General features: G+C 70.9%; 18 protein-coding genes. 3 read left to right on the forward strand and 15 right to left on the reverse strand.

All coding sequences use genetic code 11. The features are described 5' to 3' along the window. Window positions 1-288: 288 nt before the first annotated feature. Window positions 289-1,620: a cation:proton antiporter gene (locus tag QMZ92_RS14185; RefSeq protein WP_283297734.1), complete on the forward strand. Its 1,332-nt coding sequence runs from the start codon at window positions 289-291 to the stop codon at window positions 1,618-1,620. 363 nt (window positions 1,621-1,983) lie between these two features. Here the strand turns inward: QMZ92_RS14185 and QMZ92_RS14190 are convergent, their stop codons facing one another. The 14 genes from QMZ92_RS14190 to QMZ92_RS14255 form a co-directional block, all read right to left on the reverse strand. After that, complete coding sequence (locus tag QMZ92_RS14190; RefSeq protein ID WP_283297735.1) at window positions 1,984-2,970, reverse strand: TIGR03557 family F420-dependent LLM class oxidoreductase; 987 nt, start codon at window positions 2,968-2,970, stop codon at window positions 1,984-1,986. A 373-nt stretch (window positions 2,971-3,343) separates the two neighbouring features. Further along, a complete protein-coding gene (locus QMZ92_RS36345; protein ID WP_502962051.1) occupies window positions 3,344-3,577 on the reverse strand; it encodes a hypothetical protein in 234 nt (77 codons plus the stop codon). A 58-nt stretch (window positions 3,578-3,635) separates the two neighbouring features. Continuing rightward, the gene (locus QMZ92_RS14200) at window positions 3,636-3,902 is read right to left on the reverse strand and encodes a gas vesicle protein K (RefSeq protein WP_502962058.1); all 267 of its coding nucleotides are present in this window, start codon (window positions 3,900-3,902) and stop codon (window positions 3,636-3,638) included. 11 nt (window positions 3,903-3,913) lie between these two features. Continuing rightward, on the reverse strand, window positions 3,914-4,186 hold the full coding sequence (locus QMZ92_RS14205; protein WP_283297857.1) for a gas vesicle protein: 273 nt from the start codon (window positions 4,184-4,186) through the stop codon (window positions 3,914-3,916). A gap of 20 nt (window positions 4,187-4,206) precedes the next feature. Further along, window positions 4,207-5,085, reverse strand: coding sequence for a GvpL/GvpF family gas vesicle protein (locus QMZ92_RS14210; RefSeq protein WP_283297737.1), 879 nt, complete (start codon window positions 5,083-5,085; stop codon window positions 4,207-4,209). Further along, window positions 5,082-5,396, reverse strand: coding sequence for a gas vesicle protein (locus QMZ92_RS14215; RefSeq protein WP_093655001.1), 315 nt, complete (start codon window positions 5,394-5,396; stop codon window positions 5,082-5,084). Before QMZ92_RS14215 ends, QMZ92_RS14210 begins: the two co-directional genes overlap by 4 nt. Then, window positions 5,393-6,232 (reverse strand): SRPBCC family protein, encoded by an 840-nt coding sequence (locus QMZ92_RS14220; protein WP_283297738.1) that lies wholly within the window; start codon window positions 6,230-6,232, stop codon window positions 5,393-5,395. The genes QMZ92_RS14215 and QMZ92_RS14220 overlap by 4 nt, the downstream gene beginning before the upstream one ends. Further along, window positions 6,225-7,238 carry a hypothetical protein gene (locus QMZ92_RS14225; protein WP_283297739.1) on the reverse strand — a complete coding sequence of 338 codons (1,014 nt, stop codon included), beginning with the start codon at window positions 7,236-7,238 and terminating at the stop codon, window positions 6,225-6,227. Before QMZ92_RS14225 ends, QMZ92_RS14220 begins: the two co-directional genes overlap by 8 nt. Window positions 7,239-7,260: 22 nt before the next feature. After that, entirely contained in the window at window positions 7,261-7,494 is a 234-nt protein-coding gene (locus QMZ92_RS14230) for a gas vesicle protein GvpG (protein ID WP_283297740.1), read from the reverse strand. A gap of 6 nt (window positions 7,495-7,500) precedes the next feature. Further along, window positions 7,501-8,217 (reverse strand): GvpL/GvpF family gas vesicle protein, encoded by a 717-nt coding sequence (locus QMZ92_RS14235; RefSeq protein WP_283297741.1) that lies wholly within the window; start codon window positions 8,215-8,217, stop codon window positions 7,501-7,503. Next, a complete protein-coding gene (locus tag QMZ92_RS14240; protein ID WP_093655009.1) occupies window positions 8,214-8,636 on the reverse strand; it encodes a gas vesicle structural protein GvpA in 423 nt (140 codons plus the stop codon). Before QMZ92_RS14240 ends, QMZ92_RS14235 begins: the two co-directional genes overlap by 4 nt. A gap of 189 nt (window positions 8,637-8,825) precedes the next feature. Then, window positions 8,826-9,134 carry a gas vesicle protein GvpO gene (locus tag QMZ92_RS14245; protein ID WP_283297742.1) on the reverse strand — a complete coding sequence of 103 codons (309 nt, stop codon included), beginning with the start codon at window positions 9,132-9,134 and terminating at the stop codon, window positions 8,826-8,828. A gap of 662 nt (window positions 9,135-9,796) precedes the next feature. After that, window positions 9,797-10,093, reverse strand: a complete 297-nt coding sequence (locus tag QMZ92_RS14250) for a gas vesicle protein K (RefSeq protein ID WP_283297743.1) — start codon at window positions 10,091-10,093, stop codon at window positions 9,797-9,799. 59 nt (window positions 10,094-10,152) lie between these two features. Further along, window positions 10,153-10,866 (reverse strand): GvpL/GvpF family gas vesicle protein, encoded by a 714-nt coding sequence (locus tag QMZ92_RS14255; protein ID WP_283297744.1) that lies wholly within the window; start codon window positions 10,864-10,866, stop codon window positions 10,153-10,155. 711 nt (window positions 10,867-11,577) lie between these two features. On the opposite strand from QMZ92_RS14255, the gene QMZ92_RS36350 reads away from it, so the two are divergent. Continuing rightward, the gene (locus QMZ92_RS36350; protein WP_502962052.1) at window positions 11,578-11,961 is read left to right on the forward strand and encodes a hypothetical protein; all 384 of its coding nucleotides are present in this window, start codon (window positions 11,578-11,580) and stop codon (window positions 11,959-11,961) included. Window positions 11,962-12,039: 78 nt separating this feature from the next. Next, the gene (locus tag QMZ92_RS14265) at window positions 12,040-12,255 is read left to right on the forward strand and encodes a CsbD family protein (RefSeq protein ID WP_283297745.1); all 216 of its coding nucleotides are present in this window, start codon (window positions 12,040-12,042) and stop codon (window positions 12,253-12,255) included. A gap of 214 nt (window positions 12,256-12,469) precedes the next feature. On the opposite strand, the gene QMZ92_RS14270 is transcribed toward QMZ92_RS14265, so the two are convergent. Continuing rightward, entirely contained in the window at window positions 12,470-13,570 is a 1,101-nt protein-coding gene (locus tag QMZ92_RS14270; protein WP_283297746.1) for a glutamate--cysteine ligase 2, read from the reverse strand. Window positions 13,571-13,596 lie beyond the last annotated feature (26 nt).

Consider the following 13,596-nt stretch of genomic DNA (forward strand, 5'->3'; position numbering starts at 1 on the left):
CATGACCGCATGACCGCGTGACCGCATGACCGCATGACCGCATGACCGCATGACACGCAACCGCATGAACGACAGGCCGCATGAACCGGAGAACCGCATGACCGCGAGGTGATCGACCGGCCGCCGGGTCCGGCTGCCGGTCGCCGCCGCACCGGCAGGCGCGGGAGCGGCCCCGACGCTTCGCGAGTCGCCCGCACGAACAACGAACGCTTCCCGAGCATAGGGAGTACGCATCCCCCCGTCCGTCGCAACAGATCCGTTCCTCCGAGCCGCCGAGGGTGGTGACCCGTGGGACATGCTGACACCCTGCTCGCCATGGGCGGAGCCTTTCTGGCTGCGGCCTTCCTCGCTCGCATGGGCAGCCGGATCGGGCTGCCGACGATCCCGCTCTTCATGTTCGCGGGCATCCTGCTCGGCCCGCACACCCCCGGTCCGGTCCTGGTCGAGGACGCGCACGACTTCGAGATGCTGTCCGCGCTCGGCCTGGTCCTGCTGCTGTTCTACCTGGGGCTCGAATTCCACCTCGACGATCTCAGGAGCGGCGGCAGACGTCTGCTCGCCGCCGGCGGCACCTATCTGCTGTTGAACGTCGGTGCGGGCCTTGCCTTCGGCTTCGGCCTGGGCTGGGGGGCCAGGGAGGCTCTGGTTCTCGCCGGAGTCCTCGGGATCTCGTCCTCCGCGATCGTCACGAAGATCCTCATCGACATGGGACGCGTCGGGCGGCCGGAGACCAGGCTGATCCTGGGCGTCATCGTCGTGGAGGACGTCTTCCTGGCGTTGTACCTGGCGGTCCTGCAGCCCGTCGTCAGCGGCGCCGAGGGCATTGCCGAAACGATTCTGCAGGCGTCGAAGGCCTTCGGGTTCCTCCTGCTGCTGGCCGCGGCGGCCCGATACGGCACCCGGCTCATCGGCCGGCTGATCGCGGTCCGCGACAACGAACTGCTGGTGATCAGCTTCCTCGGGGCCGCGGTCCTCATCGCCGGGGTCTCCGAGGTCCTGGGGGTGGCCGACGCCATCGGCGCCTTCATGGTCGGCCTGATCCTCGCCGGCACCCCCTCCGGGCCGCGCATCCGTGAACTGGTGCATCCGCTGCGCGACGCGTTCGCCGCCGTCTTCTTCCTCGCGTTCGGGCTCGCCGTCGACCCCGGGGACATCGCGTCGGTCGCCGGACCCGTCGCCGCGGCGGTGGGGCTGACGATCGGGATGAACGTGTCCGCCGGTCTGCTCGTCGCCCGGCTCTACCGCTACGGTCCCGGCGCCGCCGCGGAGATCGCCACCACGCTCCTGGCACGCGGCGAGTTCGCGCTGATCCTGGCCGCCATGGCCGCCGGTGCCGACCTCGACGCACGTCTTGCTCCGTTCATCGCCGGGTACGTGCTCGTGCTCGCCGTACTGGGCCCGGTCCTCGCGGGACGGGCGGACGTGCTCGCCCGCGCCCTGCGAGCGGCCCCGGCGCTGCTGCCGGGTCGGCGAGTCCGCGCCGGAGGGGAGCCGGAACCGCTCACGGACCGGCGGGACGCCCCGGCCACGGCCGGGTCCGTCGCGGCCACCGGCGACGTGGACCCGTCGGAGGCGGATTCCCCGGAGCCGTCACCGCAGCCCGTCGATGCCGAGCGGTAGTACGAGGAGTCCTCACGCGGCGACCACCACGAGAACGGCCGCCGCGCGGAGCCGTCGTTCGGGCCCCGTGGGCGTGGGGCGCGGGGGCGAAGGTGCTGTACGGAGACACGGCCGAACCGCTGCGACCACCGGACGGCAGCCCGCCGGTCCGAGGCGTCGCGGGGTGCGTCCCGCCCAGGCCGGCGAGGACGTCGGTGCCGGGGCGACGGGCCGGACGCGCGCCGTGGACGTCGTGAGACGGTCGGCCCCGATGACACGACGCAGGCGCGGCACCCCCTTCCCGGCTCGTGCGCCGAGAGCACGAACGCTCCCGCGAGCCCCGGACGTCCTGCGGACCCGTGCACCCCGCGCACCGGGTGGCGGCTACGCCGCCATCGCACCGCCCCCGCCGAGCGCGTGCAGTTCGGGCAACAGCTTGTCCTCGGCCCAGGCCAGAAAGTCGTGCTGGGTGCTGCCCCCGATCTGCACGAGGGCGACCTCGGTGAAACCCGCGTCGACGAAGCCGCGCACTGCCTCCACGACCGCCTCCGGGTCGTCTCCGCAAGGGATGGCCTCGGCCACGTCCTCGGACCGCACGTACCGGGTGGCCGCTGCGAACGAGTCGGGGTGCGGAAGTTCCGCATTCACCTTCCAGCCCATGCCGAAGCACTTGAACTGTTCGTGCGCGCGACGCACGGCGACGTCACGGTCGGTGTCGTAGCAGATGGCCAACTGTCCGATGCGGGGCTTGCCCGCTCCCCCGGCGCGCGCGAAGGACTCGGTGAGGGAACGCGCGGGCTCGACTGCGATCATGAGGTCGGCGAGCCGCCCCGCGAGTCCGCAGGAGCGGTCGCCCGAGACGGCGATGCCGATCGGCGGCGGTTCGTCCGGCAGGTCCCACAGTTTGGCGGAGTCCACGGTGAAATAGCCGCCGCGCCTGCTGACGTGCTCCCCACGGAACAGCTCCCTGATGATCCCGACCGCCTCGCCGAGCATCTCCAGGCGCACGTCGGCGGGCGGCCAGTCCCCGACGACGTGCTCGTTGAGGTTCTCTCCCGATCCCAGTCCGAGCCGGAACCGCCCCTCCGACAGGATTTGGAGCGTTGCCGCCTTCTGCGCCACGACCGCCGGGTGGTACCGCATCGTCGGGCACGTGACGAAGGTCATCAGCGGGATCTCGGAAGTGGCTTGCGCCGCCGCGCCGAGGACGCTCCACGCGTACGGCGAGTGTCCCTGGGCACGCAACCGGGGAAAGGCGCGGTCGGAGGTCACGGAGAAGTCGAACCCGACGTCCTCCGCGTGCATCAGGTGATCGACCAGCTGTCGGGGGCCGGCCTGTTCGGTCATCATCGTGTATCCGATTTGCACCATATTGCCTGGTTGCCCCTCGTTGATGCCGGGAAACTCCGCCGCCGACCCCGACCGCCAAGGCCTCGGGGCGGCGGTGCGCCCCGATGGCGTCGAAGACCTCCGCCGCGACGGAGCGGGCCCGGCCGATGGCGACGGTGAATGCATATGCCTTTGACATTTTCACCGGCTGAGCCGGCAGACACGCGAGGAGGACGGCGCCTCCCCCGCGCACATACGCCGGTGCAACCGCCCCGCCGATACCGGGATCACCACCGGTCACCACCCCCTGCGCTCGCGAAGGAAGGAGGCCGCGTCCCCCTACGACGTCCCTCCGTCGCCCGGGCCGGGTCCACGACCCCGTCCGTCCGCCGGCAGGCGTTCCGCCGCGGTCCGGTCAGGGGCGGAGCGGGAGCAGACGGGCGGCACCGGCGGCGACCGGTACCCGGTGGCTCTGCCCTCGCCCGGTCATCCCCTGACGACACTCAGCCCTTGGCTCCTCGGCCTCGCCGTGGGCGACGAGCGGCCGGGAGAACTCACGGAGGGCCTTCGCACGGTCCGCTTCGACGCTGCGCATCCCGCGGGGAAGGTCCTCCATCGTCCGGTGGTCCTCGAGAATCAGCTCCACCACGTCGGGGCCATCGGTACCTTCCTTCGGGAATCGTGATCTGCGGGCACGTGCTCGTCGTTCAGCCGTCGCGGGGCAGAAGCGAGCCGAGCGGGCCCAGGTCGATGTTCAGGTCCTCCGGGCGAAGCCCGAACTTCTCCAGCAGTTCGTCCATGCGCTCCTCGAGGAGCATGAGCGTCAGGCCGATGCGCTCCTCCTGCTCCTCCGTGAGGTCGCCGGTCTCCACCCTGCGCAACGCCTGGCGTTCCATGAGCTGTCGCAGCAACTCCACGACGGTGAGGACCAGTTGCGCAAGGTCGCGCTCGACGTTGTCGGGGTCGAGGTCCATGTGCCGCCCGCTCATGCAGCTCCTCGCTGCGGTCCGCCTGCGCGCGCCCCGTACGGACCGGAGCCGCCACGGTCCTCGAAGGGCGAGGCGACCACGGACCCGACCGAGCAGATCAGCGCGTTGAGGTCGATGCGCACGAGGTCGACGTCCGCGATCCGCAGGGTCAGGTCCCCCTTGATCACGACGCCGCCCGCGAGCAGCCGGTCCAGCAGGTCGACCAGCGCCAACTGCCGTTGTGCGAGCGGTCCGGCCTCCGGCGGCGCCGTCCGGGTGTCCCACGGCACGGCCGGATCCGTCGAAGACGTCACTCCGCCCCACTCCCCTCGGCGTTCGGCACGGCCGTGGTGACGGCGAATGAATACGGCGCCCACGGTCCGGTCAGCTCCACGCGGATGCCGGCGCCGGGGGGCGCCAGCCGCCGCACCTCGTGAGCGAACGCGTCGCCGTCCTCGCGGGGTACGAGATAGGCGGCGTTGAGCACGTTTCCGCTTGCCGCTCCCGGCAGCCCGGGGTCCTGGGGCCGATGAACCCGCTCGGCCTGCGCGTACCGGGAGAGTTCCGTGTGCAGGGTGCGGGAGACGGCGTCGGCCCGCGCCCAGACACCCTCGGTGGCCTCGCGGCGGCGCATCCGCTGCTTCAGGTAGTCGCGACCGGAGGCGGGACGGCGGTCTCGCGCGGGCCCGTCGCCGGAGTCACCCCGACCAGTGCCTTCCGCCCGGTCGCCGCGCCCCGCCCGGACGTCCCGTGCGCCGCCCAGGGGCTCACGGGTGTCCTCAGCCCCTTCGGCATAGACCTTGACCCCCCATTCGACGCGCCCGTCAAGGCGTTCCAGGGCACGAGTGAACTGTTCGCGACCCGAGTCCAGCAGCCGACGGACGCCGTCGTCGTCCCGGCACACCGTCACCATGCGCAGGGGAAGCGGTGTGGTGGCCGCGGTCAGCGCGCTGACGACGGCGTCGTGGCCGCGTGCGGTGGCGGCGAGCCAGTCGAGGTCCTCCAGCCGTTCGCGAAGGGCGACGTCGGAGAACTGCTCGGCCGGCACGTCGCTCAGCACGGCGACGAGCCCGTCGTGTACCAGCAGTCTCGCGTGGGCGCCGGACACCCCTTGCACCTCGTCGTGCGAGGTTGCGCCGGCATCGTCGAAGGGCCGGGTCACGGCGTACACATAACGGACGTCGGTCATGCCGTATCCGCCTCCAGGGCAGCGATGCGCTGTCGCAACCGCTCGTTCTCCTCGGAGAGTTCACGCCTGCGGGCTCCGGACGACAGCGAGGGGTCGTCCTCCCACCAGTCGATTCCCATCTCCTTCGCCCGTTCGACCGAAGCGACGACGAGGCGCAGCTTGATGGTGAGCAGTTCGATGTCGAGCAGATTGATGCGGATGTCGCCGGCGATGACGATGCCCTTGTCGAGCACCCGCTCAAGGATGTCGGCGAGGTTGGCTCCCGATCCTCCGGAACCGTAGGGGTCCGGAAGCCGGCTCGGGGTGGTCATGGTCGTCCTCCGGTCCCGGCCTCGGCGCGGGCCGTCTCGCGGTCGTGGGTGTCGTCGGCGCACGCCTGGTCGTCATACGTCTCGGGATCGTCGAGTTCCTGCTCGCCCTGGCGCGCGGTGTCGTCGTGGTCGGCATCGATCCGGGCAGGGTCCTCCCCGTCCCGCTCCCGCATCGCGACGCGCTGCGCGAAGCCCGTGAGGTCGAGGCGTGCCCGGCGGTTCGGGGCGCCCAGCAGAGCGCCGGCGCGCTCGACGAGCCCTTCGGGGTGGTACTCGACGACGAGCAGGACCCGGGTGAGTGTGTCCCCGATCGCGTGGAAGGTCACGACGCCGTCGACGGTGCCCTTCGTCCCGCGCGAGGTCCAGACGACGCCCGTCCCCTCCGAAGCCGTCTCGCCCCTGGCCCCCATCGCGAGTGCGGGCAGTGCTTCCTGACGGTTCCACAGGTCGTACGCACGGGCCACGGGTACCCCGACATCCACGGATTCGACCACAACGGCGGGCCCACGGTGACCTCCGGTGCGGACCCGCCTCGCGATACGGTCGGCGATGTCCTTCCTGAGGCGGGAGGCGCCTGCCTCCACCGCCGCGCGGAGGGGACTCTTGCCCTGCGACAGCCTGCGGCCGCTTTCGAGGGCGAGCCTCGCGAAGCCGGGGCCGCGGCCGTCCGCCATGTCCCGCAGCGTGACCACCGCCTGACCGAGCCCGCGGCCGAGGGAGGCCAGCAGATACTCCGACCTGGCGACGGCATGGTCAAGGAGTTCGGCCTTCACGCGCTCGACCGCGACCGGGTCCACTGCGGAGAGCACGCCGCCGCTACTTCTCGCGTCAGTCATCGGATCGGCCTTCCCGTGCGGAAGTGCTCCTCGCGGCGTCGGCGGTTCGCTTCGCCGGCGTCTTCTTGCGGGGCGAGGACCCCTTCTCGGCGGTGGTCTTCGTCGTGGCGGACTTCTGGTCGGCGGGCTTCCGCGTCGTGGTCCGCTTGGCCGGCGTCTTCCTCGCCGCGGTCTTCCCCGCCGCGGCCCCCTTGGTCGTCGTCCTCTTGGTCGTCGTCCTCTTGGTCGTCGTCCTCTTCGCCACGGTCCTCTTGGCCGGCGTCTTCCCGGCGGACGCCTTCCTGGACGCGGTACCCTCCCCTGCCGATGTGGACCTACCGGCGCCGGTCGGCCTCTCGGCGGCGGGCGCCGTCCCCTTCGCCTTCGTCGTCGGGGCGGTGGGTTGCCTCGACCTCTCGGGTACGCCCTCGCCGGGGGCGGACTCCTCGGGGTCGCCGGGGTCGTCGTCGGAGTCCTCCTCGTCCTGGTCCAGGGCCGCATCCGGGTCCGCGCGCGGGCCGCCGTCCACGTCGAAGTCGTCAGCGTCCACGTCGAAGTCGCCGTAGTCCCCCTCGAAACCCTCGTCGAGTTCGTCGAGTCCGACGGGTTCAACGGGTTCTTCGCCGTCATCGAGTTGACCGGGCCGGTCGAAGTCGTCGAGTTCGTCGAAGTCGTCGTCGGAGCGCCGCGCCGTCCCCGGGCCGACCGCCCCGTGCACCCGGTCCCGGACGTCGAGCGTGCGCTCGCGCAGACGGTCCGCCAACCCGTTGAGCTGCCGGTTGACGACCATGCCGACCGCGGCGCTGCCGACGCCGCTCAGGTCCTCGCGCAGCTGTTCGCCGATCTCCTTGAACCGAGGACTGCCCCGGAACGGATCGGTGATCACCTCGACCAGTGCGCGCGGCCCCAGGCCGAGCCGCCTGCACACCACGACGGCGCCGACGGCCAGGGCGAGTTTCGCCTTCTTCGTCCGCCCCAGTACATAGCCCGCGCCGACCGCGAGCCCCACTGCGAGCCCGTTGTTCATCGCCCGGCCGCCCCTCTGCTCATCACGCCCCCGCCGCCCTCTCCAGCCGGTCGAGGAGCTCGTCCTCGCGACGGTCGAACTCCTCCTCGCCGATCTCGCCCTCCTCCAACCTGCGTTCCAACAGAGCCAGTTCACGCCGAATGGTCGAAGGGTCGCAGTACCGCCGCTCCGCCTCGTCGGCGACCTGCCGGAGCACCCAGAAGGTGCCCCGGACCGGCGCCGCGGGAAGGAGCAGCAGCTCACCCAGCAGTCCCATGGGAGTTCACTCCACGAAGCTGTACGGAGGCAGTGGGCCGTTGAGCTGGAACGACAGGTGCGGGTTGTCCTTGGCCAGCTTGTCGACGGCCGCGACGAACGCGTCCGCGTCTTCCCGGGCGACCAGGCAGGAGACGTTGGCGAGCCAACCGGTGGACTCCGGACCGACGCTGACCGACTCGGTCAGGCCGTTGAGTTCGCGGTGCACGATGTCGGCGTCGATCAGCTCCCGCTGCTGCACGGCCGCCACGATCCGCTCGCCGAGCCGGAGCTTCTGCTCCTGGGTTCCGCCGCCGGCCGCCCTGTTGGCCTCGCTCATGGCGCGCAGCTCGGCGTTCTCGGCGAGGATGCGGTGCAGTACTGCCTCTTCGTCGTGGGAGGCCTTCACGTTGTACTCGACCCTGCCGTCGAGGGCCGTGAGCCGCTGCTCGAAGTGCTCCGCGCGTTCCGCGAGGACCGCCTTCACCGCGTCGTCGTCGGGCGACACCCCGCCGAACCTCATCGGCAGCACCGCTCCGGTCGCGGATGCCTCGGCGAGAACGTTCTGGTGGGCGAGCAGGTCGCGGCGCTTGGGCCGCAGGTTCTCGGGCGCGTCGCTGACGATGGCGACCAGTTCGCCGTCGGCGACGGTCCGCACGGGGAGCGGCGGATCGCCGACTCCGACGAGTTCGGTCGCCGGGCCGGGGTGGGAGCGGCGAGCGATGCCGTAGACGTACGTGCTCACTCCTGCTCCTCCTTCTTGCGCGACGTGGTGCGACGGGTGCGCGGCCTGCTCTCCGAGCTGCTCTCGTCACGGGCCTTCTCGAAGGCCTCGGAGATGGTCTGGGCGGCGCCCGAGAGCGCGCCCTTGGACTTGCCGCGAGCGCCGGACTCGGTTATTTCGCCGACGAGATCGGGCAGTCCGGGGCTGGCGTTGCGCCCCGATTCCAGGTCGAGGCGGTTGCACGCCTCGGCGAAGCGCAGATAGGTGTCGACGCTCGCGACGACGACTCGGACGTCGATCTTCAGGATCTCGATGCCGACCAGCGACACCCGTACGAACGCGTCGATCACGAGCCCTCGGTCGAGGACGAGTTCGAGGACGTCGTAGAGTCCGCTGGTGCCGCCTCCGGAGCGGCTCTGTTGTGCCGGAACAACCGTCATGGTTCCGGTCCTCCCTCTCTGGTCGTCATGGTCCGCGCGTCTCGGGTCCGGTCGGGTGGCACGCCGACGGGCTCCCGCGGTCACACATGGGTGGACGCACGAGGTGGATACGACGGGGGCAGGGGTCCGTGGTCGCGGCCGTGGGCACGGGAGCCGCGCCCCGGAGCCATCAGCCGGTGGTCCGGACCCTCAGGAGGAGTCCGCTCTCCCGCGCTCGTAGCGCCGGACCCGTCGATACGTGGTCAGCTCGCCGTCGGGGTCCAGGGAGACCTCGTACGTCGCGAGCAGGCTCGTCGTGTCGGGGATACGGGCGAGCTCGACCACCTCGACGGCGAGTTCCCAGCCGTCCTCCGTCCGCGCGAAGGACGACACCGACTCGACCTGCCTTCCGGTGAGTTCGGTGAGTTGGTCGCGAGCCGCCCGCATGACGTCGATCGCCGTCGACGGACGGTCCGCCCCGGTGTCACCACCACCGGACCCTCTCGTTGAGTTGGTCATCGCGACCTCGTCCTCCCTCTGGTTGCCGCATGTCGTCGGCGAAAACCCGACTGGCTGTCACGAACGTGATCCGGCACCGTGTCCGGTGCCCGCCGAGGCATCGGCACCCGTCCCCGGAGGGACGGGTGCCGATGCCGACGGGACACACTCCCTCTGCGCGGCGGACCTGAGCAGNGAACGTGATCCGGCACCGTGTCCGGTGCCCGCCGAGGCATCGGCACCCGTCCCCGGAGGGACGGGTGCCGATGCCGACGGGACACACTCCCTCTGCGCGGCGGACCTGAGCAGGAGCGCGGCGGCCGCCATTGCGGCGGCGAAGCTCAGCGCGGCGGCCCAGTCGGGGGGGCACCGCGCCGAGCAGGAGTACGAGGCAGCCGACGAGCGCCGCGCCCACGTAGCGGCCGGCCGCTCCCGCCGCGCTGTGGCAGAGCGCCGCCCGCCGCTGCCTCGCCGCCTGTTCGCGCGACTCGTCCGCAAGCACTTCCCGGACGGCCCGGGCTGCCTGGCCCGGCGGGTTGGTGTCCATAGGCGCTCGCGTACCCGGAGTCCTGTCCGACACGCGCGCGGATGCGGAGGGCCGCCCGCGGAACATCCGACTGCCCGCTGAGGCCGCACGGCTGAGGCGCCGGGGCGCCCTTGGCGGGGACGGCCGCCGTCCTCGCTCAGTCGGCCGGCGGCAGCAGGGGTCCGAGGTCCAGGTTGAGGTCCTCCATGGTCGGCCCGTACTGGGCGCACAGGTCCGCCATGCGGTCGTAGAGGATCATGAGCGTCGCCCCGAGCCGCTCCTCCTGCTCCTCTGTGAGGTCGGCCTGGTCCACCCGGTGCATTGCCTGACGTTCCATCAAGTGGCGAAGCAGCTCCACGAGCGTGAGGACGAGCCGCACGAGGTCGCGTTCCACGGTGTCGGTTCGCCGCGTTGCCAAAGCCGCCGCGAATCCCGAAGCCGCACAAGCAGACACTCAGCCGGTGCACCGGTCAGCGGAAGGGTCACGACCTGAGCAGGCTCATGGGAGCACTCTCAGACGAAGCCATACGGGGGGAGCGGGCCGATGAGCCGGAACTCGAAGTCGTCCCCCAGCTGGTTCGCGATGCTCATCTCGGTGGTGAGGAAGAGTTCCTCCTGCTCCTCGGCCACCAGGAAGGAGACACTGAGGAAGTCCTCGCCGGCGGGCTCGGAGGTCTGCTGGTCCCGGGCGAAGGGACGGAGCGCCTCGACGACTCCCGCGGCCAGGGACGCGTGGCGCGCTTCCACCTCCCCGGCGACCAGTTCGCCGAGCGCCAAGGAGACGTCGGGGCCGGCCGTGCCGCCGCGGACCGCGTCGTCGAGCTCCCGCGCCTCGGGAGACTCCTCGAGGATCTGCCGCAGCAGGGCTTCCTCGTCCTGCTTGACCTTCAGGTTGTACTCGGCGCAGCCCTCCAGCGCGCCGAGGCGGTCCGCGTACTCCGTCGCCCGCTCCTCCAGGTCCTCCCTGACGGCATCGTCGTCCGGCGCCGTGAGTCCGAAAGGCATGGGCAGCACCGTGCCGTCGGTGATGAGCCGGTCCTGGACCTCCTGGTGCGCCGTGAGGTCACGGCGCCTGGGACAAAGGCCCTCAGGAGCGTCACTGACGACCGCCGTCAGTGATCCGGAGGTCACGGTACGCAGCGGGGAAGGCGGGGCGCCGACTCCGGTGAGGCCGTCCAGCCGGAGCGGATGCTGTTTGCCGACGACGGAGTACACGTAGACGGCCATGGGTCACTCCTCCTCGCGCTCCCTCGAGCGCCGGACGCCGATCCTCAGACTCTTGACACCGACGAGCGGGACCCGCGGAGACGCCGACGACGAGTCCGCGATCGGGAATGAGTTGCAGGACGTCGTGGAGGCTGCGGCTCCCGCCCCTGGAGACACCGCGTCCGCCCTGCGGCACCCGGTCATGGCGCCTCCCTCCACCGGGCCGACCGCTCAGGGCATGCGATCGATCTGCTCTCTGGCGTGTCTGCGCTTGCGTTCGCAGGCCGGGTCACCCTCCTTGTCCAGGGTTCGCGGGCTCCTCTGCCGGGGCCAGATCGTTCTCCAGGGTCAAGGGGAGCAGCGTATTTCACATCTCAACATGCAATTTCACTATATACGGATATCCAAGTCACATGTGAGACGATGCCCTGCGGGGCCGCGGTTTCCCTGCCTTCCCCCAACGCCCTTCGTGAAGCCGCCGGTTCATGAGCGACACGACCAAGGTTGCTCGCGGGGCCGAGGATCTGCTCGGCGGCGGCAAGGGCGGACACAGATCCGGCGGTGGCAGTCCACGGACATCCTCGAGGTCCACGACGCGGGCGTGCCGATCCGCACGGCGGACGACCACCGGACGCAGTACGAGGCGTTCAGCGACTTCGCCAAGGGTGTGCGCAGCGTTGGACGTCCGAGGGTGCCGAGGGCACCACACGCGACTGCGTCAGCTTCCAATCCGTGACGCCGTCCCTCACCCGGATCGTGCTCATCGTCGAGTACTACCCGTCCGGATTCTTCGAGAAGACGGGAAACCTTTGGCGCACCCAAGACCGCCGGCTGCGGCTGGACTTCAAGAAAGTTCGTCGCCACGTCACCTTCGCCGAGGAGGAGCCCGGAGGACGGCGTGGCGAAATCCGTGACGGTGAAGTCGTGCGCAGTCACGAAGAGGCACTGGAGGACGAGGAACAGGAACAGGAGCAGGGCGAGTGCGACGAGGAAGGCAACGGGGACGACGAGGAATACGACGAGGAGGAGGAATACGCGGACGAGGACCAGGAACCCGAGGACGACGAGTACGAGGACGAATACGACGAAGAGGTCGAGGACGAATACGCCGAATGAGGTTTGACGGCATTCGTCCGAGGTAGCAGCAATGGCGTAGCGGACGAACCGTTCGGACGCTCAAGGGGCTGATGTCACATGGCTGCACAGGGAAAGAAGATTCGCGGCAAGGCCCAGGAGACCGTCGGCAAGGCCAAGCAGAAGGCCGGCGAGGTCACGGGCAGCGAGGAGCTCCGCGCGAAGGGGACCTCCGACCGCTTGGCGGGCAAGGGCAAGGAGAAGGCCGCTGAGGCCGAGCAGACGGCCCGCGGCACCGCCGAAGAGCTGAAGGGCAAGGCTCGCAAGAACATGTGAGGGCCTGCCTGCCGGAACCGGTACCCGGGCGCCCGGAACCGGTGCCGTCCCGGGTACCGGTCGCGTTTCGCCCAACGGACCTCCCCGCCGGGGATGTCCGCGACGCGCCCCGTCACCCGGAGGCCGGCAAGCGGACGGGGGGAGCCGGCATACCGGCGAACGACGCGCTGCGGGACCACCACCGCCCGCGTACGACGGCTGATCGACGATCCGGTCAGCCGCGCCCTTCGCCGGTGAGGCGCACGCACTCCGTGACGACGTCCCGCATGCTTCCGGTGCGCTCCAGGATCGCGCGCTGGACGGCGGCGCCGTTCCCGTCCCCGAGCAGACGGGCCAGCGCGTCCTGGGCGGGCTTCGTGTCCCCGTAGGCGTCGAGGGAGTCTCGTACGTGGTCGAACAGCGCGCGCACGACCGTTTCGGCGGGCGCGGGGCGCATCGACAGAGGGTGGAGCAGCCGGCCTTTGAAGCCGTAGCGGGCGGCCTGCCATGCGGCGAGCCTCAGCAGGTGCTCGCCGTGTCGCGCCGGGGGCTCCCCCGCCTGCCACTGCCGGGCGGCCGTCTCCACCAGCCCGCGGACGAGGACCGCGTGGAGAACCGTGGCGCCCGGGTTCAGGCAGACGTCCGCGACGCGGACCTCGACCGTGGGGTACCTGTGCGAGAGCCGGGCGTCGAAGTAGATCATGCCTTCGTCCCTGAGGACGCCGGTGCCGACCATGTCCCGCACCCGCTGGTGGTACTGGTCGGCCGAGCCGAAGATCCCCGTGGGGCCGGCGGACGGCCACCGGCCCCACACTTGGCTGCGATAGCTGCTGTAGGAGCTGTCCCGCCCCTGCCAGAAGGGCGAGTTGGCGCTCAGGGCGAGCAGAACGGACAGCCAGGGGCGGATCCGGTCCAGCACCGCGACGCCCTCCTCGTCCGAGTCCACGGAGACGTGGACATGGCATCCACAGGTGAGCTGCTCCTGCAGGGTCAGCCCGAAGCGCTCGGCCATCCAGTGGTACCGGCTGTCCATGGCGACGGAGGGACTGACCGGCAGGGGGGACGTGGCGAGCGCCGCGACGGCGACGCCGGCGTCCTCGGCGTGCTGCGCCGCCTCCGCCCGGCAGCGGTGGATCTCGGCCGCTAGTTCCGCCATCCGGGTCTGCGGCCGGGTGGCGAACTCCAGTTGCTCACGCTGCAGCTCCGACTCGAAGACCTGCTCGTCCCCCGCGCTCTCCCTGGCGGCGGCGTCCAGAACGGCCGCCGAGACGGCGCGGGGCTCACCGCTCTCCGCGTCCACGAGGAGGAGCTCCTCCTCCACTCCCACGCTGCGCACGGCACGCGCTCCCTCGCCGGTACGGC

The sequence above is a fragment of the Streptomyces sp. HNM0645 genome (assembly GCF_030056615.1).
Lineage (GTDB): Bacteria > Actinomycetota > Actinomycetes > Streptomycetales > Streptomycetaceae > Streptomyces > Streptomyces marianii.

Bases quoted from the DNA above. Each gene is read 5' to 3' on its own strand.
- QMZ92_RS14190 (WP_283297735.1), bottom strand. From the start codon at position 2,970: ATGGTGCAAATCGGATACACGATGATGACCGAACAGGCCGGCCCCCGA.
- QMZ92_RS14200 (WP_502962058.1), bottom strand. From the start codon at position 3,902: ATGGACCTCGACCCCGACAACGTCGAGCGCGACCTTGCGCAACTGGTC.
- QMZ92_RS14210 (WP_283297737.1), bottom strand. From the start codon at position 5,085: ATGACCGACGTCCGTTATGTGTACGCCGTGACCCGGCCCTTCGACGAT.
- QMZ92_RS14215 (WP_093655001.1), bottom strand. From the start codon at position 5,396: ATGACCACCCCGAGCCGGCTTCCGGACCCCTACGGTTCCGGAGGATCG.
- QMZ92_RS14220 (WP_283297738.1), bottom strand. From the start codon at position 6,232: ATGACTGACGCGAGAAGTAGCGGCGGCGTGCTCTCCGCAGTGGACCCG.
- QMZ92_RS14225 (WP_283297739.1), bottom strand. From the start codon at position 7,238: ATGAACAACGGGCTCGCAGTGGGGCTCGCGGTCGGCGCGGGCTATGTA.
- QMZ92_RS14230 (WP_283297740.1), bottom strand. From the start codon at position 7,494: ATGGGACTGCTGGGTGAGCTGCTGCTCCTTCCCGCGGCGCCGGTCCGG.
- QMZ92_RS14240 (WP_093655009.1), bottom strand. From the start codon at position 8,636: ATGACGGTTGTTCCGGCACAACAGAGCCGCTCCGGAGGCGGCACCAGC.
- QMZ92_RS14245 (WP_283297742.1), bottom strand. From the start codon at position 9,134: ATGACCAACTCAACGAGAGGGTCCGGTGGTGGTGACACCGGGGCGGAC.
- QMZ92_RS14255 (WP_283297744.1), bottom strand. From the start codon at position 10,866: ATGGCCGTCTACGTGTACTCCGTCGTCGGCAAACAGCATCCGCTCCGG.
- QMZ92_RS14265 (WP_283297745.1), top strand. From the start codon at position 12,040: ATGGCTGCACAGGGAAAGAAGATTCGCGGCAAGGCCCAGGAGACCGTC.